This window comes from Capnocytophaga sp. oral taxon 864, assembly GCF_002998835.1.
Taxonomy (GTDB): domain Bacteria; phylum Bacteroidota; class Bacteroidia; order Flavobacteriales; family Flavobacteriaceae; genus Capnocytophaga; species Capnocytophaga ochracea.
Genome location: NZ_CP027232.1, coordinates 2,486,099 through 2,507,573, shown reverse-complemented (window position 1 = coordinate 2,507,573; position 21,475 = coordinate 2,486,099). Strand labels below are relative to the sequence as shown.

Below are 21,475 nucleotides of genomic sequence, written 5' to 3'. Positions count from 1 at the left end.
TTGCTCATTACCTGAAAAACGTCAAAGTCCCATTCTCTCTAAATGCGCCAAACGGCACTTCAAAACCTTCTATTTTCTTACCATTGAGCTGTACGTACTCTACTAAGTTGTTATCCGAATCGCGAGCCACACTCTTTATTAAAAACTTCTTGCCCTCAGGCAGTTGCAAGCTCACCGTTTTAAACAGTGGGTTACCGAGTATGTAGTTATCACTGGCAGGGGTAACAGGGTAAAAGCCTAAGGCTGAAAATACATACCAAGCCGAGGTCTGTCCGTTATCCTCATCACCGCAATAACCGTCGGGCGTAGGGGTATAGAGTTTCTCCATCACTTCCCGTAGTTTAGCTTGTGCTTTTTGGGGTTTACCAGCGTAGTTATATAGGTAGATAAGGTGCTGTATGGGCTGATTGCCGTGCGCATAGTTCCCCATATTTATGAGTTGCATCTCGCGTATTTCGTGTATGGTAAAACCGTAGTACGAATCGTCAAACAGCGGTGGCATCTCAAACACTTCATCTATCTTCTTTTCAAAAGCCTCTTTGCCACCCATTAGCTGTATAAGTCCTTCTATATCCTGAAATACCGACCACGTGTAGTGCAAACTGTTCCCTTCGGTAAACGCATCGCCCCATTTCAGCGGATTAAATGGCGACTGGAACTTACCGTCCTTATTCTTGCCTCGCATCCACTTAGTTTCGGGGTCAAACACATTCTTATAGCGTTTCGATTGTTCGTAATACTGTTTAGCAACCTCCGCCTTACCCATCTTTTCTGCCATACGAGCAATGCAATAATCAGCGTAAGCATACTCCAATGTGCGGGCTACACTCTCGTTAATCTTCACATCATAAGGCACATAACCCAAACTATTGTAGTAATTCACCCCCTCACGCCCTACCGATTTCACTGGTCTACCATCGTTTTGGGTAGCGTTCTTCAGCATCGCTTCTAAAAGAATTTCAGCATCAGCCTCGTCTATATTCCCTTTCAGGTAAGCATCAGCAATGATAGAAGCCGAGTTCGACCCTATCATACAATCCCTATGCCCCGGACTTGCCCATTCGGGTAACCAGCCCGATTCTTTATAAGCGTTCACCAATCCCTTCATCATCTGTTGATTCATCTCAGGATACAACAGATTGAAAAGCGGAAATACTGCCCGGAAAGTGTCCCAAAAACCGTTGTCAGTAAACATATACCCCTTTTCCACCTTACCGTTATACGGACTGTAATGCACCATTTCACCTTCTTTGTTGTATTCGTAGAAAGTGCGTGGGAAGAGCAGTGTACGGTACAAACAGGAGTAGAAAGTGCGCAAATGGTCTATATTCTCATCTTCCACTTGTATTTTGCCTAGTTCACTCTCCCAAAGGGTAAATGCTTTTTGTTTTGTCTGTTCAAAAGTGTCATTACCCAGTTCCGTTTGCAAGTTCAATAGGGCTTGATCAGGCGAAATAAACGACGAAGCTACTCTTACGGTTACCTGTTCACCTTTTTTCGTGCGGAAACCTATCACTGCCCCTGTGTGTTCGCCCTTGCTTTCAGCATTTTTTGTCAGCTTAAAGCCGTCGCTCCACGTCTGTACACTCTCAAAATCCTTGTCGAAAGTAAGCACAAAGTAATTGTGAAAATTCTCAGGTACTCCCCCACTGTTGTTGCGGGCATAGCCTATAATTTTGCGTTCTTTGGGCAACACTTGCACCATCGAGCCTTTAAAATAAGCATCTAAAACCAAATAAGCCTTATCGCTCTCAGGGAAGGTAATGCGGAACTGCGCTGCTCTACTGGTAGGCGTAATCTCCACCGATGTATCATAATCGGCTAAATACACTTTGTAGTAGTGAGGCTGAGCCGTTTCTGCCTTATGAGAGAACCACGAAGCGCGTTCTTCCTCTTTAATTTTCAAGTCACCCACTACCGGCATCAGTGCAAAAGCCCCATAGTCATTAATCCACGGACTCGGTTGGTGGGTTTGCTTAAAGCCTACAAGCTTATCAGCGTGATATTGATATGCCCAGCCGTCGCCCATTTTGCCCGTTTGGGGTGTCCAGAAGTGCATACCCCAAGGCACCGCAATGGCAGGATAAGTATTCCCATTCGATAAACTAAACTTTGAGTCCGTACCCATCAGTGGGTTTACATACTCAGTGTAAGAGGTTTCGGGCACTGTCGAAGTAGTATCCTGTTTAGTTTCTTCTTTTGAAGTGTTTGCCTGCTTATTACAAGCCATCATCAAACACAAAAACACAAAGTATAATATCTTTTTCATCTTAATAATTATAATTTTCATTCAATTAGATGTTATTTTATAATATGAATCAAGGATTAAAAATTAATAACATATGGTCTATAATGAGTTATGATAATCGTCATACATCCGCTCTTTACCTTCACTTTTCCCGTCACCACACTCCCCCTCTCTTTCATACTTTTCCCTAGTGCCTATGGCCTAAGGCCTATTACCTCTTCCTCTTTCTTTCGCCTCGAAACCCCGTTTTTAACATTTTTAATGCTGTTGTCTTATAGTATGAATCAATCACTTATATACCCTTTCTATACCAATCGTCCAAGATTCGTATAAGCTTCCTATAAGCTCTCTATAAGCTAACCCCACCCTTCTTACAGCCTTTTTTCACCAAAACCCCTCTCTTCCTCCTTCCGAACTTCTTCGATATCTTTCGGATATTCCTAACACTCCCAACTCATCGCTTTTTCATCTCAAACTTTGCCAAAGTTAATAGCCCGTGCGGCTCGCACCTCATTTCCTCATTTGCTAATTTCCTCATTTTCTCATTTTCCAACTCTTATTGCATTCTCTTAAACCTATTATGCGTCCACAGGTAAAACTCTGGTTTGTCGTAAATCTGCCTATTGATACGTTCAAAAAACATATCTGTAATCTGAAAATCCACGTATTCAGTAGGATTTTCCGCCAATACTTCAAAGGTCGTTTGGTAATAACCGCGCTTTACTTTCTCTATTTTAGCAAATACAATCACCGTATTGAGTGCCTTTCCCAAGCGTTCCGCCCCTGTAAATACAGGCACATTAAGCCCCAAAAACGGACGTCGATAATTCTTCTTATTATTAGGAATCTGGTCAGAAGCAAAACCATAGCAATACACCCCGTGCGCATCTTTGTGTTTTTTCATTTCTCTATGCGCCGTATAGCGAGGCAAAAGGTAACTGTGGTGTTTCATTCGTATTTTTTGTAACAATCTGTCAAAATACTTATTGCTCAGCGGAGTATAAAGCGCATACGACTTGTGTTCAAGAAAATAAGCCAAAGACAACAACCACTCATAACTCGCATAATGACTGCACATAATGAGGATATTACGCTCCTCTTCTTCATACTTTTTGAGCACTTCAAGATTAGGATACACCATACGCTTCTTCATCTCTTTTTCACTCATTCCGTATGATTTCACCATTTCTAATAAAATATCACAAAAGTGATGGTAAAATTTGCGTTCTATCGTTCTAAGTTCCGCTTCTGTTTTAAAAGGAAAAGCCGTATGGAGGTTCTTGCGTACCACTTTCACCCTGTATTTCAATAGAGTATAAAGTATAAAATAAAAGAAATCCGATACTCTGTAAAGAAGGCAAAAAGGCAATCGTGAAATCCCCCAAACAATAGGATAAGCAATAATATAAATTAATAAATTCATTCTGTCCCTAATTTTGTGGCAAAGTTAATAATTTAATATTATCCAAAAAAGTAAATCTGTGATTTTTGCATTTTCTCAAGGAAGGAAGTTCGTAGCAAACTTTACCAAAGTTTTAAATTGCTTGTCGTGCTACAACTTGCCTGTCGTGCTACGACTTTGGCACGAAATTCGCTACACATAGTTCATAAAATACTATACACTTATGAAAAAGTTATTATTACTTTGCTTAGGGGTTTTAACCTCAATAAGCTGGGCACAAGAAGTAGGCTCAGCAGGTCGTTTGTTGCAAAACGAATACCACCCAAACAAACAAGCGCGCGCTGTCATTGGGCGTGGTGGTATCTCAGTAAATATCGATTGGGAATACGACTATAACGGCGGTTATGCCGAAGTCTTTATCCGTATTCCTGAACGCGACCGCTTTACAGTGAGTATAGGCGACCAAGAAATCACCAGTACTACCGGTATGTACCGCTTCTTCGACGTAACAGCTGCCCCGCAACCACTCAGCATTTGGCAAGGACGTACACTCATTTATCGAGTAACTATCAATCCCCGTAACAACACCCGTATGATAATGGACTTCTTTTCACGAGAAGGACTTTATTTGTTAGACGAAATTAGCTTGAACAACAATCAGCCCTCCTATCACGGTCGTCAATGGAATGATGTGTGGAATCGCTCATACGGTGGAGGCTATGGAGGTGCTCCTATGATGCGTCAAGGTGATTTTAATAACTTCTTTAAGATGTACAAGGACGAAACTTTCGATAAAGATAAGTTGGCTTTCTTCCGTGCCCAAAAGAATATCGTATCGTTTACCACTGAGCAAATAGGTGAACTGATGGAAGAACTTTCTTTTGACGATAATAAACTCATCATCGCACAAGAAGCCTATCCTAATGTAGTCGACCCTCAAAACTATTACCAGTTGCAAGCCAAATTCACTTTCCCATCTGGTAAAAAGAAACTATCAGAGTTCCTACAATCAGTGCGCAGATAACAAACGTTATAGTAGTATAACAAAAAACTATCACCGTGAGGTTTTGTATTTTTAATAAAGTTTGTATCTTTGCCTCAAATTTAATTACAATATAAAAACATATTAGTATGGCATTAGAAATAACAGATGGAAATTTTGAAGACTTGGTACTTAAAAGTACCCAGCCTGTATTAGTAGACTTTTGGGCAGTGTGGTGTGGACCTTGCCGTATGCTCGCTCCCGTTGTAGAAGAAATATCTAAAGAATACGAAGGTAGAGTAGTAGTAGGCAAAGTAGATGTGGATAACAACCAAGAATTTGCTGCTAAATATGGCATTCGCAATATCCCTACCGTATTGGTATTTCAAAATGGAGAGGTAGTAGGTCGCCAAGTGGGAGTAGCTCCTAAAAAGACTTACACCGATGCATTAGACGGATTATTGTCTTAATTGCTTGTCGTGTTACAACAAAAAAGGCTATCAACAACTTATTGTAATTGTTGATAGCCTTTTTTGTATTGTCTTCTTTAAGGCTAAAACGCTTCTCTTACTTTCTGTGCAAGCGCTTTAAACTCTTCATCAGTAAGTTTTACTTTGTGTTGGAAGGTCATTTCCTTCATCTCGCTGATAGGAATGAGGTGCACGTGTACGTGAGGCACTTCAAGACCTACAACTGCTACGCCTATACGCTCGCAAGGCACTACCTTTTCAAGAGCTTTGGCTACACGTTTCGAGAAAGCCATCAAGCGCAAGTAATGGTCGTCATCCATATCAAAAATATAGCTGATTTCTTGTTTAGGCACACAGAGGGTATGTCCTTTGGCATTAGGGTTGATATCGAAAAAAGCGATAAACTCATCGTCTTCTGCTACTTTGTAGCAAGGAATTTCCCCATTGATAATTTTTGTAAAAATACTCATTTTTTTTATTTGTTAGTTCAGGTTTTAGGACTTAGCCAATCTTTAAGTATAAACCAATAATCATAAGGGCAAGAGTAATAAATAATCCCACCACCCATTTTATGATATCTAATTTAGCTTGCGCTAAATCTTGCTTTGTTGCAAGTTTATCTTCTGATTGGGGTAAAATCATATTTTAGTAATAAAAAACTATATTTAGTCATATGTTCTTACCTCTTATCTATCTTGAGATTTCTAAAATCTCCAATTTAAGAGTGCCATTAGGTACCTTAATCTCAGCTATTTCACCTACTGATTTGCCCAAGAGTCCTTTGCCAATAGGCGAACTTACCGATATTTTCCCTGCTTTTAGGTCGGCTTCACTTTCTGCTACAAGGGTATAAGTAATCTCCATCTTGTTAGCCAGATTTTTCAACTTTACGGTAGAGAGCACAAGCACTTTACTCACATCAAGCTGTGATTCATCGATAATGCGAGCATTAGCTACCAATTCTTCGAGTTTGGCAATCTTCATTTCCAATAAACCTTGCGCTTCTTTAGCAGCGTCGTACTCAGCGTTTTCTGAAAGGTCTCCTTTGTCACGTGCCTCAGCAATAGCTTGAGAAGCACGAGGGCGCTCCACATCTTTCAGCTGATTGAGCTCATCACGAAGCTTTTTCAGCCCTTCAGCAGTGTAATATGATACTTTCTTCATAATATCCTTTTAATGTTGTTATGTTTATATAAAAATAAAAAATCCTCAAATAGTCTCTCTGAGGATTTCTGCGGGCAAAGGTAATACTTTTTTTTAAACTGACAAACTTTTTATAACAAAGTAGTATGCTTTTCTTCTTTTGGTATCAAATATAAAATCACTAATGCTAATTAACATAAGTTTTGTATAAGTTACCTCTTATCTAAAAAACACCTCTACACAAAACAAACAAATCTTGGCACACTTTTGGTGTCAATTCAGTGAGGATTTTGAAAAAAATAACTATATATTTGTTGCATTTCAATATTTTTAATAACTTTGTCCCCTTGCTAAATCTAAGTTAAAAAACACTCAACAATAATATGACACTTAAAAAATATACATTGGGAACTCTTTTTTGTTTTTTAATCGGTAGTTTATCCGTTGAAGCACAGAGCTCGTTCTCCAAAGATACCATCAATCAAACTATTGCTAACAACAAACGCGAAGCTCTTCGCAAACTAAATGACAACCCTAAGGCAAGAAAATACGATGAAAAATGGCTAAAAGAACTCTCTAATTCCGATTTATTCGAGCAAATGAGTGAAGATATTGCTACTACCCCCACCGATGTAACCTACGACGAACTTCCCACTGAAGTCCTCAAAAAACGATTAGAGAAACTTAACCAGAAAACTCCTTTCAATGTAGAGTATAATCCTATCTTGGAACAGGTAATCAAGTCGTTCCTCAAAAATCGCCGTTCTTCTTTAGAGCGCCTAATGACTCTTAGTGATTATTATTTTCCGATGTTTGAACAAGAGATGAGTAATCAAAAGATTCCTTTGGAGATGAAGTATTTAGCCATTATCGAGTCGGCTCTAAACCCTAAGGCTCGTTCGCGTGCAGGGGCTACAGGCTTATGGCAGTTTATGTATAGCACAGGCAAAGGTTATGGCTTAGAAGTAAACAACTATGTTGATGAGCGTAGCGATCCCATTCGCTCTACCAAAGCAGCTGCAAAATATCTAAATGAACTCTATAAAATATTTGGCGATTGGGATTTAGCTCTTGCTGCCTACAATTCAGGACCAGGTAATGTAACCAAAGCCATTCGCCGTTCCAATGGCAAGACTAACTATTGGAATCTGCGTCCTTATCTCCCCAGAGAAACCGCTGGATATGTACCCGCTTTCTTGGCTACCCTCTATATTTTTGAATATGCCAAAGAACACGGCTTCAAACCTCAAAAGCGCGCCAATCACGTTTTTGAAACCGATACTATCCGCGTAAAGCAAGCTATATCTTTTAAAGATATTTCCGATATTACAGGTATGGACGTAAAAGATATTCAGTTTTTTAACCCTTCCTATCAATTAGATGTTGTCCCTTATGTTGAAGGTCGTAACTACGCCGTGCGCTTACCTATTTCCGAGATAGGTAAGTTTGTAGCCAACGAAGAGGCTATCTATGCTTACCTTAATGAAGAGAAAGCAAACCGTGAGCAACCTCTCCCTCAAGTAGTAAAAGGCGACCAATATGCAGGAGGGAGATCTTCTAAGAAAACAATATACACAGTAAAGAAAGGAGATAATTTAGGAAAGATTGCTACACGGCACGGTGTAACGGTTTCTAATCTCAAACGCTGGAATCGTATCAAGGGTAGTAATATTCGTGTAGGACAACGGCTCTCTATCTATAGGTAACGGCTAACAAGCACAAAACATACGCATAAATGAGGAGAACTACCTTATTAAAGCTCATCGGAATTTTTTCGGTTGTACGAGGTTATAATATAATGATAGTATGCCTCGCCCAATATTTAGCTGCTATCTTTGTGCTTTCACATAAACCTTGGCGTGAGGTAATTTTTGACGATTCTTTACTGATGCTCGTCATTGCAGGAGCCTTGGCTATCGCAGGGGGCTATATTATCAATGGTTTTTACGACAAAGAAAAAGACCTTATCAATAAGCCTACCAAAACAATGATAGACCATCTAGTAAGTCAAAATACTAAACTCACTCTTTACTTTTTGCTTAACTTCCTTTCAGTAATTGTAGCCAGCTATGTATCGTTCAGAGCAGTAATTTTCTTCTCAGGATATATTTTCACAATGTGGCTCTATTCCCACCGTATCAAGAAGTTATTATTTTTTGGCAACCTCACTTCAGCAGTATTAGCTATTATACCCTTCTTTGCCATCTTTGTATATTACCGCAACTTCGAGGCGATAATTTTCGTACACGCCCTACTCATCTTTCTGCTTATCCTTATCAAGGAATTTATTAAAGATTTACAAAATATTAAAGGAGATTTGGCTCATAACTACGCTACTATACCCGTAGTATATGGAGAGTCCTTCTCCAAAAAGCTCATTACCCTAAGCGTCGTGTTGTGCACCTTACCTATTTACGTATTGCTCAATTATTTTTCGATAGGGAATCTAACCTATTTTCTATGGTTTATGCTTATATATTTATGTATTTTTGTATGTCTTCTTTGGCGAAGTAAAGACCAAAAACATTATGTATTGCTCCACAATATGCTTAAATTGATATTAGTAGCAGGCATATTCAGCGTAGCACTTACTGTAAAATAATATCAGTTCAATGTAACGATTTATTAATATTCAAACACTTTTGCGGTTACACTACTTTACCAAAATAATCCCTTTGGATAGTTACTTCTCTCTTACATCAAACTCTCGCTAAATAACAAAAAGAGCTGTCTTAATAAGACAGCTCTTTCCGCATTTATTATTTGAAAAAGGAGAGTTTACTTTTTAGCGGTAACTACTTTCAGCATATCGCAAGCTTTCTTCTCACCGTTATCGCAAGCTTGTTCAAACCAATCGGCAGCCCTACTATCCGATTGTTCTATGCCTTCACCGTGATAATAGCAGTGTCCTAAACGGAATTGCGCAGGAGCATAATCCTTACGTGCAGATAATTTGTAGTAATTAGCGGCTTTCTCATACGAACGGTCTATACCATTCCCATTGTAATAACAGTTAGCTAAGTTGTATTGTCCTTGAGCGTAATCACGTTGTGCCGACTTTTGGAAGTTAGCCAATGCTTGACCAAAGTTTTGCTTCTCAAAATAATAAGAGCCTAACTCATTAAGCGCTTCCACATTGTTTTGTTCAGCTGCTTTAGCAAGCCAATGTACCCCTTTGGTTTCATTGAGGTGTTTCATAGGTGTTTTCGGAGCGTTTTGTGCTACGGCAGGTCGTGTACTTGCTCTCACAGCATATTGTTGTTTAGCTGGGGTAACATTCTTGCCTCCTCTTTGTCTGCGAAGTAATTCAGCACGTGCTTCGGCTTCAGGACTATTAGGCTCTATACTACGTGATGAGGTAACAGCAACAGTAGGCGTAGCGGTAGCAGCTGGCTTTTTAGGGGTTAGTTTAGGAGCTGGAGTTGCCGGTTGTGGCTTCACATCGGGTACCATTGTCATATAGTATTTTCCTAAGCTGAATTGAGTAGAAGCATCTCCTTTCTTAGCCACTCTCTCTGCCCAATAAACTGCTTTCTCATCGTTCTTATCTGGATTCTTTACTTCAAAATAATACTCCATCAAACGTTTTTGTGCAGTGGTATTATCTTGTTGTTTGGCTAATTTTTCATAGAGAGGAAAGGCTTTATCATTTTGTTTTCTTGTTCCCTTAGCATAGAAATAACCATCAGCTACTGCCAATATCACTTCCGGACTCTCTTTTGGGTCATTCTTTTCAACTATTTTATTAAGCCAATCAAAAGCGTATTTATTAGAAAACCGAGCTGATTTTACTGCCCACTTTCCGGCTTCTCTCATCGATTTCTTCACTCCTTTACCTTCGGCATAGCATTGTGAAAGATTGTATAACACATCGGCATACGCTTCTTCTTGTCCTTGGTAGAAGTAGTCTAACATTTCCTTTTGTGGAGTAGGTGTTTGTTTAGAAGCCTTAGTATAATATTCAAAGGCTCGTTCAAACGATTGATTGGTGTATTTCCCGTTGAAGTATAAATCACCTAATTTCTTAAGTGCTAAAAGATGATTAGCCGCAGCTGCTTTCTCGAGGTAGTCAAAGCCTTTTTTAACGTCTAACTGTCCCTCTTGCAAAAGCATATTCCCTAAGTTGTATTGCGCCGTTACATCACCTGCTTCAGCAGCTTTTTGGAAAAACTCTAAGGCTTGCGCATTTGAGGGGTGTGCTCCTATCCCCACTGCATAACATACCCCTAAGTTATTTTGCGCTTTAGGAGTAGGATTGGTATTTACTGATTTGAGTATCCAACTGAAAGCATCTTTCGGGGAAGCATTGGTGCCTATGCCATTGTAGAAGCAAAGTGCCAACTGTGCTTGTGCTGCTGCATTGCCTTTGTTAGCGGCCTGGGTATAGTAATTAATCGCTTTCTTGTAGTATTTCCCTATAAGCGGACTGTTGCCATAGAAGTAAAAGTTTCCTAATTGGTACATTGCTTCAGCATCGCCTCCTTTGGCTGCTTTTTCAAGCATTTCAATAGCTTTAGCTTCCGATTTTTCTACGCCTTTACCTTCTAAGTAAGCATCGGCAAGCATTCTTTGCGCTTCGGTATTGCCTTTATTTGCCACTTGGGTTAAACGCTCTATAGCTTCTGGGTTTGATGCATTGATTTCATACGCCCAAGAAGCTAATAGCATCTCAGCTTCTGAATTGCCGTTTTTTGAAGCTTGTTCTGCCCAATATTTAGCCTTATTCACATCTTTAGTAACTCCTTCACCTGAGTGGTACGCCTTAGCAAGGTCTAACTGCACTTCAGGGTTCTCTTTCTCAGCGTGCTTCTCTATAAGTGCGTAATACTTCTCTTTCGATTGCTCTACGCCTTTACCATCGCGGTAGCATAGTGCCAACTCACGTTGTGCTTCAGGGTTCCCCGCATCGGCTACTTTGGTGAGCCATTCCACTCCTTTTTGTGGTGATTTTGGTACGCCTTTACCGTTAAAATAGCATTGTGCCAACTGGTATTGTGCATTTAAATCGCCTGTCTCGGCTACTTTTTCAAGCCATACTACGGCTTCCTGATAAGAGCGCCTTACGCCCTTCCCTCTAAAATAAGCATCAGCTAATTCAGTTTGTGCTTGTACATCTCCCTTCTCGGCAAGTTTGATGAGTTTTTTTACATTCGCATCTTGCCCATACGATAATGTTGCAAGAAAAATAGAGACTGCTAAAAACAAGTTTTTCATAGTATATTTGTTTATTTTTGATTACTTCCGCTTTGAGGCGACAAATATACGTAAAAAAAATAAACTAACTACACAATTATTTCTTTTTTTTCAAATTTGTGTCATTTTTAAGATTATTAAAGCCATCAAGCTCAGCTACCAACGAACCTACACGCAACGAAGCTTTTAGCTTCACAGGCACTTTATTCTTGTCGTCGGTAATCCACATCGTGATGCTTTCTTCTTCCTTAAACACGCGTCCATCTTGTACTAATGGACAGAACTTTAAGGTATTAACCGTACCAAAATGTGTCTTTACTTTTTCGCGACCTAATAGTTTTAGTTTGAACTTGTATACCTCGTCATCATCAAAAATCATATCCATAGATATCTGCCCCCCTACTTTCATATTTTCGATATTAGGGTGATGACGAAGTGCGTAGAACGCTGATATTACATCTTGTAAACCTGGCTGAAAGTTTATTTCGGTAATATTGCCGTTTTCTACATTGTTTATTTTTACCTTATTGCTGGTATGATTAAAATACATTTTGAGGTATTTAGTGTATCCTCCTTCGTAAATATTTCTTATAAAAAGTCGTGGTTTGCCATCTGTTATGCCAAAATAACTCTCATAAGTATCATCTACTCTGAAAAATATACGTGCCAAACCAGTAGTGGCACCTTTACCCACTGCGTGAAACACCTTTTCGCCGTTATACATCTCTTCATTAACTGCCATTGTAGCAATGCTGGCGTTAAATACACCATATTTTACTTTAAAACGCAACCATTCTCCTCCTTTGAAAGGTAGTTCAGCAGTTTGAGCCCCTACTATAGGGCTTACTAATAACGAAAAAAAGACAATAACAATACTTAAATGTTTCATATATTAACGTGTTAATCTGTCAATAAGACAATAAATTAATGTGCCAAAGAGCAATTAACGTGCCATTTTTCAACAGCCTTGTGACTTCCATCTCATTTTTTTAGAGTTATAGTACAATAGGGTTTATTAATTTGGAAATTTAGAAATTAGAAAATTAGCAGATTTGGAAATTAGCAAATGGAGTGCGAGTTACAAGCTTGGACTATAGGAGATTAACTTTGCCAAAGGTGCGAGCCGCACAGGCAAAAACTTTGGCAAAGTGTATACCGCAAAAGAGACACATCTGAGTTATCGGAAGGAAACGGAGAAGTTCGGAAGGGGAAAGGGAGGGTTTTTGATGAAAAAAGGCTATTAGATGGGTGAGGTTAGCTTATAGAGAGCTTATAGGAAGCTTATACGAATCTTGGAAGATTGGTATAGAAAGAGTGTATAAATAGTTGAATAATAGTATAATACAGCGATACAAAAAATGTTAAAAACAGGGTTTCGAGGCGAAAGAAAGAGAATCCTAACCCCGTCTCTCCTTGGGAGAGGGGGTGTAATGACGAGTGACGAGAGACGAATGACAAAGGTAAGAGGGATTGTGACAACGCAAAAGTAATTGAAAAATTGTATTTTGTTATATTGAAGTGACGTTACATTACATAAAAAAAAGAAGAGGCTACCCCCAATGCAAGGGCAGCCTCTTCTTTTTATAAAGTAATTAAGTATTACCTGTCTTTAGGACCTTTATGGTATTTACCAGAGAAAATACATTCCTCACCGTAAAGTTTTTTAGTAGCAGCACTTAAATCTTCTGTTGTTTGTCCATTTTCTATGTTATTTCCATTGATGTTGAATATCATTACCAATCCATAACAACCTTGTAAGTTATAATCAGCGGAATAAGTTGTAGAAGAGGTAGACCAGTTAGCTTCAATAGAATACTGCCCGTACTTTTCCTTAGGAAGTCCTGCGTGAGAACCGTGTTGTTCCCAATAGTTTGCCCAGCTATAATCTAAGTAATCTTTAGCTCCTTTTCCTTGATCGTCAACATCATTAGGAGTTAGATAATGGTTGTAGTCATATAGTGTAAGGAGTTTATCAGGCATTACTTCCTTCATAGCTCGCATAAACCACAAGATGGATTCATTGTCTTTTGTAGGTTTTTGAGGAAGTTTGTTATAATTAGCATATTCCTCATCGATATCGTAGCCATCAAAACCGTATTTATCGGCATATTGTTTACATTCGCGAGCAAACTCAAGGGCTTCTTCATAGTTTTGGAAGTTGTAGTAACCTACCCCTTGATGATTAGGCAAAATATCTACTACTACTTTAATTCCTCTATCTTTTAAAGGTTTGATATACTTATCGGGGTCTTTGAGGATAGGTTGCAACTTGTCATTGAAGAACAAATAGCGTTTGCCTTTTTTGGCATCGTAGTTCATATTGGCGGCAAAAAGCACAACAATATCAAACACTGGTTTTTTGCTATCTTTAAGTATAAACTGACCCATATTGCGGATATCCCAGTCGTTAGTCTCCACATAAGCGACCATTTTCATAGGTTCTTTGCGATTGGAACAGCTATAAGCTTTAGGAGGCATAGGTTTTTTAGAGGTTTCGCTAAGAGCAGAAAATTCTCCATCTTTATGCACTTTTACCAAATGGAATACTTGTTGTCCTGCCATCTCTACTTTCAAAGGGAGTAAATAGTCACCATAATCCAAAGAAGCAAAATTTTTGATGGTGAGTTTTACTTCAGCCTCAGTAGCACCTTTGGCATAAGTAGCGCCTTCAAAAGTATAATGGGCTGAAGGCAGTAGACTGTAATCTAATGCTCCTTTGAAAATGTTGTAATCTTTTACGATTTTCTCCATAGCGCTGGTAAGCAAAGTTACCACACCTGCATCGGGAGCAGCTTTTCCTACTTTGGTTACAAAAGTGTAAGCACCGTCGGCAGAGAGGGTTGTTACTTCCTCTTGAGGGGCTGCTTTGTAATACAAGGCACTGCCTTGGCTGTTCATAGTATTGTTCCCGGGTTGAGGCAATTCTATTTTGTCTTTGTCGCAAGCGTACAGCAATGCTGCACCTATCATTATATTGGCTATGATGTATTTTGCTTTCATATTATTCAGTTATTTTTACACCTTTCTCTTCTTCGTGTAGTTGGATAGTTTGTCTACCGTTTTTACTTGCCTGACCATATAGAATAAGGTCGCGGTTGTTGCCAGAAGCGTCAGGTATTTTATTGTCTTTCACTTCGTTCATTTTCCAATAAGCGTACAAGCCACTTTCAGAAGGATTTACTTCGTACATACCGTCTTTAATTTGTTCGGCAGTACGAGCTATTTTCCATAAGCGGAGTTCACTAAAGCGCGCTACAATACCACGACTTTCGCTATAGCTTTTTCCGATATAGAAAGTACGAAGACTTCCTGGACTGTCAAACTCAGTTATTTTTTTACCGTTTACATAAACGATAGTTTTACTGCCGTCTACTACCAAAGCGATATGATACCATTGATTGGTTTTGAATTTCATATCTATTTTTTGACCATTGGCTTGCAAATAGTCAGGCTCTACACCATTATCACCAAAGCGCAATAAGGTTTTTCCTTCAGTACCCATAAAGGTAGAAATACCAGCTTCGCCTGAATCATCAGGATTACTTCTAAATTTCTGTACATTGATGAGTCCTTCCATAGTGAAGGTATAACCGATATCACTAACATTGGAAAAACCATTATCTACTGCTAAAAACTCATCACGAGTAACCGCCAAGGTGTTTTTAATTTGGCCTTTCACTTTTTCGAAGCTCACCATTAGCAGTTGAGTGTTAGGGGTAACACTCGCTCCACTCACTGAGGAGAGTCGTAAGGCAAACATATAAGCGGTATTGTCTTTCAATTCATCGGAGACGGTTACTTTGGCAGTTCCTTCGTCTGATAGTATATTACCTGCTTTGATGTTCAAGGTTTTTGTATACGAAATGTATTTAGCGGGTAACACGGTGTATTGGGTGCCGTATAGACTGTTGTATTTGGCTACTTGGCTATCGTCTAAGATAACATAAGCAGCCAAATTACTATTGTTCTCTTTGAACAATTGCACTTGGTAGGTTACACTTTTTTGAGTACCTACTTCATTCGCTTGCGCCGAAAGGGCTATTGGAGAGGAAAATTCGGCAGTTTTATTACCTTCTTTTTGGAGCAGTACTGCCGATTGTCCTCCTGCTTTAGCTCCTCCTCCTACATCTTCTTTAGGAGCACAAGCCGCAAGGGCGAGGAACATTCCTATGATTAAATTGCGTTTCATTATTTCTATTTTTGTTGTTGTACTTTGTGAATGATGCCTCTCAAGGTTTTGAAAGTAGTTTTACCCGAAAGGTTGTAGTAATCTTTTTCGATGTGGTACAGGGCTACCCCAGCGCGGTTGGAGGCTTTCCAATTAACGATATCTACTGTACGCGGATAGCGACCATTTTTGCCATCGGGGTTGAAATTGGTAGAGTCGCTATAGCCATCGTCAAGACCTTCTTCGGTGAAATCGGTTGAAGGTAAATAGCGAAGCGTTTTCCACTTTTCAGCTTGCTCAGTAAAACTGCGGAATTGCTCATTGTCCTTTTTGCGGAATATTACCCAATTAGCTTTGTCAATTGGTTTTTCCTCACTTGTTAGTCCGTACTCACCATACATATTTTCAACGGCAAAAAGCAAATTGCCTTTGTTAGCAACGATAGCCGAAAGTACGGCATCAAAAGCTGCTTTAGAGAAGTAATCGCTACTTTCTTGCGGAAACTCTACACTCACACCGTTAAAACCATTGGCTTTGGCAATAGCGAGAGCATCGTTAGCTTGTTTGGTAAGCTTGGTAGTATCGGTAGTGGTAGCTGCCGAAAAGTCGATACCGAGCAATACTTTAGTCGCTTTCTTTTGTTGTACGTCTCTCAAATCGTTTTGGAGTATTTCATCGATAGCGTTGTAGTTGTTTTTCACAACAATCACATCTAAGCTATCGGGGGTATTCATCAGGATAGCCCCTGCTTCTTTTCCCCAATTGTAGAGCATTCCCATAGTAATCGGGCGTTTGTTCAGGTCGGCTTTGTATTGGGTAAGCGCCTGAGTGTTGATTTCACGTTTAGGAGCCTCTATATCTATCGGTTCAATATCGTTACAAGCAACAGCAAGTAACGAGGCTATGAATATTAATTTTTTCATTGCGATAACATTTAAAGGTTAAGTTATTTCTTCACCCACCAAAGGTCGGTAGCACCATTATCGGCACCGCCTAAATAACCTACAGCAGCGTTGCGATTGGTAGGGTTATTAGTAGTCTCTTTAGAAGAGAAAGGCAAACGGCGCATACCACCAGTGTCTTTGCCATTTACTTGGTTTACCGAAGTAATCACCCCATTGCTGCGGTTTTCTACGGGAGCCATTAGGTTAGGATAACCCGTTCTGCGCCATTCAGCCCACGCTTCCTGTGAGTTGTAAGGGTACATCGCAATCCATTTTTGAGTGATTATCTTTGATAATTTTACTTCATTGCTAGCACTGTCATCCCATTTCACGGTAATAGCCGAAGAGAAAGTAGGGTTGTTGTAAGCACTTTGTCGAGGGTCGGTATAAGCACCACGAACACTAGTGTTGCTCAAGTAATTTCCTATGGCAACATTGTGTTGAGCGAATGATAGTTCAATACCTTTTTTGTACAAGTTTTCGGCGGTATCGCCTACAAAACCCCATCCTTTGAGTGCCATTTCAGCTTTGATGAAAGCTACTTCTGATGCGGTAATCCACACCATAGGTGACTCTTTAGTGATTTTTGGAGCTGAAAAAAGGGCTGGGTTTACAGTGATACCAGTAAGTCCACTTCTTAGCCCGATGTACTTTTGAGTTAAGCCTGCAACTTCAGTGAAATAGGCCTCGCGACGGGGATCTGAAAAGGCATTCATATAGGCTACAATATCAGCACCTGCACGTGAGTCGCCCCAACTTACTGCTACTTTGAAAGCTGCATTATCTTTAGTTTCGAGTATAGCGTTATCGGCATTTTCGGTAATCACACCATTGTTAATGGCAAATTGAGCATACGCTTTAGCGTTAGTTTCGTCTACATCGCTCATACGTATAGCCATACGTAACAACAAAGAGTTAGCATATTTCACCCATTTGGTCATATCACCTTTGTATACAAGGTCAAAATCGGCATATTGGCGGTCGGAAGCATCTACTGCTTTCAAAGTGTTGATAGCTGTTTTCAAGTCTTCTGCCATATATTTGTACAAATCCGATTGTTTGTCGTAAGGTGTTTGGGTTTTACCAGCTTCCATTTGAGAGTAGGGTAATGGTCCATAGGTATCGGTAAGCCAGTGAGTAACGGCTACACGCAACACAGTTCCCCAAGCAAAATAGTATTTGCTTATATCGCCTTTAGAATAGCTCTTTAAAGCAAAATAAGCAGGGTATAAATGCTTGGTATAAGTGTCGTCAAACACATAGTCAGTCCAGCCTGTACGTGGGTTATACACAGGGTAATCGGCTTGGAACTTAGGTTGTGAGGCATAGCCTGCATACGGAGTAGCGGGCAGGTCAAAACACATTTGGTAAGAGTTTTCCTGCTGAGGTACTACCAATTTTTGCAAGGCAACGAGTTCATTTCCTCCTTGTGGGATTCTACTGAGCTGTTCATCGGTAGCTCCGTAGGGGTTTTTGTTGAAAGTTTCAAAATCTTTAGTACAGCCTACTGCAAGTAGGGCTAATACAGGGATAATATATTTTTTCATTCTTTGCGCTTATTTAAAAGTTTGCTTTGATACTAAAACCATAGCTTCTAAGGCTTGGCAACATAAAGTAGTCTAAACCTTGAGCATAATTACCAGTAGATGAAACCGCTTCGGGGTCGAAAGGCGCTTTGCAGTAAAGCATTGCTAAGTTTCTACCTACAACAGAAAGGGTAACATCTACCTTATCATTCACGAGTTTGCGTGGCAAATGATAAGAAACGTAAGCCTCTTGCAAGCGGAAGTTGGTAGCCGAATAGGTATAGTATTGAGCTACACGTCCTTTCCCGCGTTCTTCAAAGTAACTTTGGGCAGGTACTTTGTAACCGTTGATATTTACGCCTCCTGCATTGCGAGCCTCAGCCGATTCTTTAGAAACACCGTAATGGTCTAAGGCAGCTTGGGTCATAGAGATGGCTACACCTCCTATACGTCCAGCGAACATCGCACCAAAGCCTATATTGCCAATGTTGAAATCATTGCGCCAACCTAAGTTGTATTTAGGCAATACAGAACCTAATTTCACATAATTGTCACGATTGCTATACTCTTCTACATTCACTTTGCCATTGCTATCCACAAGTAGGTTGCCATCGGCATCGCGTTTGAAATCGTTAGTAGCGTACACATCGCCTAAGGTACCTCCTGTTTTAAGGATATAACGAGCACCGCCGATACCTCCTTTTTCTAAGTAACTACGACCTTCGCGTTTTCCAGTAACAGGGTTGATATAATCTTCTACAAGCGACATAATTTTGTTTTCGTTGTAACTCATAGTGAAATAACTGTTCCAGCTGAATTTATCTTTGATTTTCAAATCATAACCCAATCCTACTTCAAGTCCGCGGTTGCGTACATCACCAGTTTGCAAGTAGATACCATCGTAACCGGTAGAAGGAGAAATCTCTGCCTTAATTGTTTGGTTGTAAGTGTTGGTTTGATAAACGGTAGCATCTAAACTTAGCGTTCCTTTAAGCCATTTAGTTGCGATACCCACTTCGTAAGAATCGGTGCGTTCTGGACGCAATTCACCGATAGGAAAATACGAAACTGCTTTCCATACTTTAGTGTCTTCGTTGAAAGTGAAAGTAGGGGTAGTGAGTTCTCTATCAAAAGGAGAGGCTACCGAACTGAAAGCTACACGCATTTTAGCAAAAGATAAGGTGTTGTACCATTTAGCTTTCGTTTCAGGTGAAAGCAAATCGGTAAGTACTCCTGAAAGTCCCACTGAGGGATAGAAGAAAGAAGATTGTGGAGAGTTTGCTAACTGTGAAGCCCAATCATTACGACCAGTGAGGGTGAGGTAGAGCCAACTGTTGTAACCTACTTCCAAACTACCAAAAATAGATTGAGTTTGTTCGGTATAACCTGATTGGTAAGGGCGAGTTTTGGCAGCACCTTGGTCGATGTTGAAAGCGTTGAATACGTTAGGAATACCGTCTTTGCGCAAAGGTCCTTTATAGCCTAATTCGTCATAACGTGTGTCTTGCAAAGAAGCCCCGATATTGGCTACTAAAGAGAAACGACCTACACCTTCCCATTCAAAATTCTTGTTGAGGTTCGTTAGAACATCTAAGTAAGTTTGTTTTTCATAACCACGAGCAATGCCAAAATAACCTGTTTTGCTCATATCCAATAGCGACAAAGTAGAAGCATAACGTTTGTCGGTGCTGGTGAAGTTGGTGTTATCGGTGCGTACACGACCTGAAATATCCCATTTTTCAGTAGGGCTCCATTGTTTGAGGTCGAGAGTAACGCCCAAAGAGAGCATATTGCGTTCGCGTTTGCTTTCGCGCAAGTTGCGATAAGCTACCCAATATGGGTTTTGCAAGGTATAATCACCTGCAAAGCTACCGTTGAAAGTACCGTCGGAACCAGCTGCAAAATCCCCCCATACTTGTTCATAGATATGATTAGTAGGGTTGTAACGTTCAAACTGACGAGCGCGTTGCAAACCGTAACCACGAGGCATCAAATAAGCACCTACTAAGGGGTTCATATATTCCCCTTGGTTAATCATATTGAGGTGGTTTTGGAGAATGTAGCTCGCTGAAGCATCAATGCGCAAACGGTCGTTAAGCAAGTGGGTAGTGTTGCGCACTGTAAAGTTGTAACGGTTGTAATGGTTGTTAGGAACCAACCCTTCAGCATTGGTAGAAGCTGCTGAAAAATAAGTTTGGTTCTTTTCAGTACCTCCAGAAAGCGCTACCGAATTGGTAAGGGTAGTGGCAGTTCTAAAGAAGTCCTTCACATCGTAACGACTGGCATCGCTAGGCAATTTAGCTCCCCAAGAAGTTACTTTGCCATCACTGCCATAACTATTTTGGAATTCTGGCAAGACAAACGGATTGCCAAACTCTGTATTGGAGGATAATTGAATGTTCATTTTACCCTCTTTACCTTTTTTAGTAGTGATAAGGATTGCACCATTGGCAGCAGCCGAACCGTAGAGCGCAGCAGCCGAAGCTCCTGTAAGTACGGTCATACTTTCAATATCATCAGGGTTGATGTCGGCAATGCTTTCAGTAGACCCTTGTGAGTGGAACTTACCACTACCTTGAGTAGAAGTGGTGGAGAGCATAGGTACGCCGTCTACCACATAAAGCGCGTTGTTGCTCTTTTCAATAGATTTAGCACCACGCATTACCACTTTGGTAGCACCCCCCACACCAGAAGAACTGCGGTTGATAGTAACCCCAGCTACTTTACCAGTGAGTGAGTTGATGAAGTTTGCATCTTTCACTTTAGTAAGCTCTTCAGCGTTTACCTGTTGTACATTGTAACTCAAAGCCTTTTGTTCACGCTTGATGCCTAACGCAGTAACCACTACTTCGCCAAGCTGTTGCGCTTCTTCTTTAAGAACGATGTTTAAAGTAAACGTTCCTTTTTTCGTATCAACCTTTTTGAGCTGAGAAGCATACCCAATAGAGCTAAATTCAAGTACTTCATTAGGAGCAACTTGGATTTCGTACTTCCCATCAAAATCGGTTGAAACACCACGCGTTGTCCCTTTGACAACTACACTCACCCCAGGGAGGGGCAGTCCATCGTTACCTGTAACAGAACCTGTTACAGATACTCTCGTTTGTGCTATTGCTACAGTGCAGCATAGCAACAAAACGAATAGCAACATTGATTCTTTTACTTTCATTTACTAAAAATTTATTTTCGACAAAGGTAGAGAGTTCTTAATAAACTGCCAAATTTTAACTAACAAATTTATTAACAATCTTAAAATTTTAACATTTCTTGTTTTATAACCTATTAATTACCAATCGAAAATATTTTTGCTAAAAAACATACTTTTTTGCAAAAAACATAAATAAAACGAAAATACAGGTGTACCTCTAAGGAATTTCTTTAATCTTTTTTAAGAGAACA

Annotated in this window: 16 protein-coding genes; 4 read left to right on the top strand and 12 right to left on the bottom strand. The window is 40.0% G+C overall.

Translation table 11 applies throughout. The features are described 5' to 3' along the window. Positions 1 to 7 precede the first annotated feature (7 nt). Complete coding sequence (locus tag C3V44_RS11215) at positions 8 to 2,290, bottom strand: GH92 family glycosyl hydrolase (RefSeq protein ID WP_106096512.1); 2,283 nt, start codon at positions 2,288 to 2,290, stop codon at positions 8 to 10. A gap of 514 nt (positions 2,291 to 2,804) precedes the next feature. Beyond that, positions 2,805 to 3,671 carry a lysophospholipid acyltransferase family protein gene (locus C3V44_RS11205; protein WP_106096511.1) on the bottom strand — a complete coding sequence of 289 codons (867 nt, stop codon included), beginning with the start codon at positions 3,669 to 3,671 and terminating at the stop codon, positions 2,805 to 2,807. A gap of 202 nt (positions 3,672 to 3,873) precedes the next feature. Here C3V44_RS11205 and C3V44_RS11200 point away from each other — a divergent pair, with 202 nt between their 5' ends. Next, a complete protein-coding gene (locus tag C3V44_RS11200) occupies positions 3,874 to 4,674 on the top strand; it encodes a DUF4476 domain-containing protein (protein WP_106096510.1) in 801 nt (266 codons plus the stop codon). Between the two features lie 107 nt (positions 4,675 to 4,781). Continuing rightward, a complete protein-coding gene (trxA, locus tag C3V44_RS11195; protein WP_002673363.1) occupies positions 4,782 to 5,102 on the top strand; it encodes a thioredoxin in 321 nt (106 codons plus the stop codon). A gap of 83 nt (positions 5,103 to 5,185) precedes the next feature. Here trxA and C3V44_RS11190 read toward each other — a convergent pair whose 3' ends face one another. The 3 genes from C3V44_RS11190 to greA are packed head-to-tail and all read right to left on the bottom strand — an operon-like array spanning position 5,186 to position 6,266. Continuing rightward, positions 5,186 to 5,572 (bottom strand): HIT family protein, encoded by a 387-nt coding sequence (locus tag C3V44_RS11190; RefSeq protein ID WP_009410100.1) that lies wholly within the window; start codon positions 5,570 to 5,572, stop codon positions 5,186 to 5,188. Positions 5,573 to 5,603: 31 nt separating this feature from the next. Beyond that, a complete protein-coding gene (locus C3V44_RS12080; RefSeq protein ID WP_009410099.1) occupies positions 5,604 to 5,744 on the bottom strand; it encodes a hypothetical protein in 141 nt (46 codons plus the stop codon). Between the two features lie 48 nt (positions 5,745 to 5,792). Next, the gene (gene greA, locus C3V44_RS11185) at positions 5,793 to 6,266 is read right to left on the bottom strand and encodes a transcription elongation factor GreA (RefSeq protein ID WP_002673366.1); all 474 of its coding nucleotides are present in this window, start codon (positions 6,264 to 6,266) and stop codon (positions 5,793 to 5,795) included. A 362-nt stretch (positions 6,267 to 6,628) separates the two neighbouring features. Between greA and C3V44_RS11180 the strand changes: the two genes are divergently transcribed. Together C3V44_RS11180 and C3V44_RS11175 are read left to right on the top strand one after the other, a co-directional pair. Further along, entirely contained in the window at positions 6,629 to 7,951 is a 1,323-nt protein-coding gene (locus C3V44_RS11180; RefSeq protein WP_106096509.1) for a lytic transglycosylase domain-containing protein, read from the top strand. Between the two features lie 29 nt (positions 7,952 to 7,980). Then, positions 7,981 to 8,847: a geranylgeranylglycerol-phosphate geranylgeranyltransferase gene (locus C3V44_RS11175; RefSeq protein ID WP_106096508.1), complete on the top strand. Its 867-nt coding sequence runs from the start codon at positions 7,981 to 7,983 to the stop codon at positions 8,845 to 8,847. 176 nt (positions 8,848 to 9,023) lie between these two features. Here C3V44_RS11175 and C3V44_RS11170 read toward each other — a convergent pair whose 3' ends face one another. The 7 genes from C3V44_RS11170 to C3V44_RS11135 all read right to left on the bottom strand — a co-directional run bounded on the left by C3V44_RS11170 (position 9,024) and on the right by C3V44_RS11135 (position 21,245). Beyond that, complete coding sequence (locus C3V44_RS11170; protein ID WP_106096507.1) at positions 9,024 to 11,459, bottom strand: tetratricopeptide repeat protein; 2,436 nt, start codon at positions 11,457 to 11,459, stop codon at positions 9,024 to 9,026. Positions 11,460 to 11,535: 76 nt separating this feature from the next. Continuing rightward, positions 11,536 to 12,327, bottom strand: a complete 792-nt coding sequence (locus tag C3V44_RS11165; RefSeq protein ID WP_009410094.1) for a DUF3108 domain-containing protein — start codon at positions 12,325 to 12,327, stop codon at positions 11,536 to 11,538. Between the two features lie 710 nt (positions 12,328 to 13,037). Next, positions 13,038 to 14,438 carry a BT_3987 domain-containing protein gene (locus C3V44_RS11155; protein WP_106096506.1) on the bottom strand — a complete coding sequence of 467 codons (1,401 nt, stop codon included), beginning with the start codon at positions 14,436 to 14,438 and terminating at the stop codon, positions 13,038 to 13,040. 1 nt (position 14,439) lies between these two features. Further along, positions 14,440 to 15,627, bottom strand: coding sequence for a DUF1735 and LamG domain-containing protein (locus tag C3V44_RS11150; protein ID WP_106096505.1), 1,188 nt, complete (start codon positions 15,625 to 15,627; stop codon positions 14,440 to 14,442). A 5-nt stretch (positions 15,628 to 15,632) separates the two neighbouring features. Next, complete coding sequence (locus C3V44_RS11145) at positions 15,633 to 16,529, bottom strand: glycoside hydrolase family 18 (RefSeq protein ID WP_106096504.1); 897 nt, start codon at positions 16,527 to 16,529, stop codon at positions 15,633 to 15,635. Between the two features lie 23 nt (positions 16,530 to 16,552). Next, positions 16,553 to 18,097, bottom strand: coding sequence for a SusD/RagB family nutrient-binding outer membrane lipoprotein (locus C3V44_RS11140; protein ID WP_106096503.1), 1,545 nt, complete (start codon positions 18,095 to 18,097; stop codon positions 16,553 to 16,555). A 13-nt stretch (positions 18,098 to 18,110) separates the two neighbouring features. Further along, positions 18,111 to 21,245 (bottom strand): SusC/RagA family TonB-linked outer membrane protein, encoded by a 3,135-nt coding sequence (locus C3V44_RS11135; RefSeq protein WP_106096502.1) that lies wholly within the window; start codon positions 21,243 to 21,245, stop codon positions 18,111 to 18,113. Between the last annotated feature and the right edge of the window lie 230 nt (positions 21,246 to 21,475).

Bases quoted from the DNA above. Each gene is read 5' to 3' on its own strand.
- C3V44_RS11215 (WP_106096512.1), bottom strand. From the start codon at position 2,290: ATGAAAATTATAATTATTAAGATGAAAAAGATATTATACTTTGTGTTT.
- C3V44_RS11205 (WP_106096511.1), bottom strand. From the start codon at position 3,671: ATGAATTTATTAATTTATATTATTGCTTATCCTATTGTTTGGGGGATT.
- C3V44_RS11200 (WP_106096510.1), top strand. From the start codon at position 3,874: ATGAAAAAGTTATTATTACTTTGCTTAGGGGTTTTAACCTCAATAAGC.
- trxA (WP_002673363.1), top strand. From the start codon at position 4,782: ATGGCATTAGAAATAACAGATGGAAATTTTGAAGACTTGGTACTTAAA.
- C3V44_RS11190 (WP_009410100.1), bottom strand. From the start codon at position 5,572: ATGAGTATTTTTACAAAAATTATCAATGGGGAAATTCCTTGCTACAAA.
- C3V44_RS12080 (WP_009410099.1), bottom strand. From the start codon at position 5,744: ATGATTTTACCCCAATCAGAAGATAAACTTGCAACAAAGCAAGATTTA.
- greA (WP_002673366.1), bottom strand. From the start codon at position 6,266: ATGAAGAAAGTATCATATTACACTGCTGAAGGGCTGAAAAAGCTTCGT.
- C3V44_RS11180 (WP_106096509.1), top strand. From the start codon at position 6,629: ATGACACTTAAAAAATATACATTGGGAACTCTTTTTTGTTTTTTAATC.
- C3V44_RS11175 (WP_106096508.1), top strand. From the start codon at position 7,981: ATGAGGAGAACTACCTTATTAAAGCTCATCGGAATTTTTTCGGTTGTA.
- C3V44_RS11170 (WP_106096507.1), bottom strand. From the start codon at position 11,459: ATGAAAAACTTGTTTTTAGCAGTCTCTATTTTTCTTGCAACATTATCG.
- C3V44_RS11165 (WP_009410094.1), bottom strand. From the start codon at position 12,327: ATGAAACATTTAAGTATTGTTATTGTCTTTTTTTCGTTATTAGTAAGC.
- C3V44_RS11155 (WP_106096506.1), bottom strand. From the start codon at position 14,438: ATGAAAGCAAAATACATCATAGCCAATATAATGATAGGTGCAGCATTG.
- C3V44_RS11150 (WP_106096505.1), bottom strand. From the start codon at position 15,627: ATGAAACGCAATTTAATCATAGGAATGTTCCTCGCCCTTGCGGCTTGT.
- C3V44_RS11145 (WP_106096504.1), bottom strand. From the start codon at position 16,529: ATGAAAAAATTAATATTCATAGCCTCGTTACTTGCTGTTGCTTGTAAC.
- C3V44_RS11140 (WP_106096503.1), bottom strand. From the start codon at position 18,097: ATGAAAAAATATATTATCCCTGTATTAGCCCTACTTGCAGTAGGCTGT.
- C3V44_RS11135 (WP_106096502.1), bottom strand. From the start codon at position 21,245: ATGAAAGTAAAAGAATCAATGTTGCTATTCGTTTTGTTGCTATGCTGC.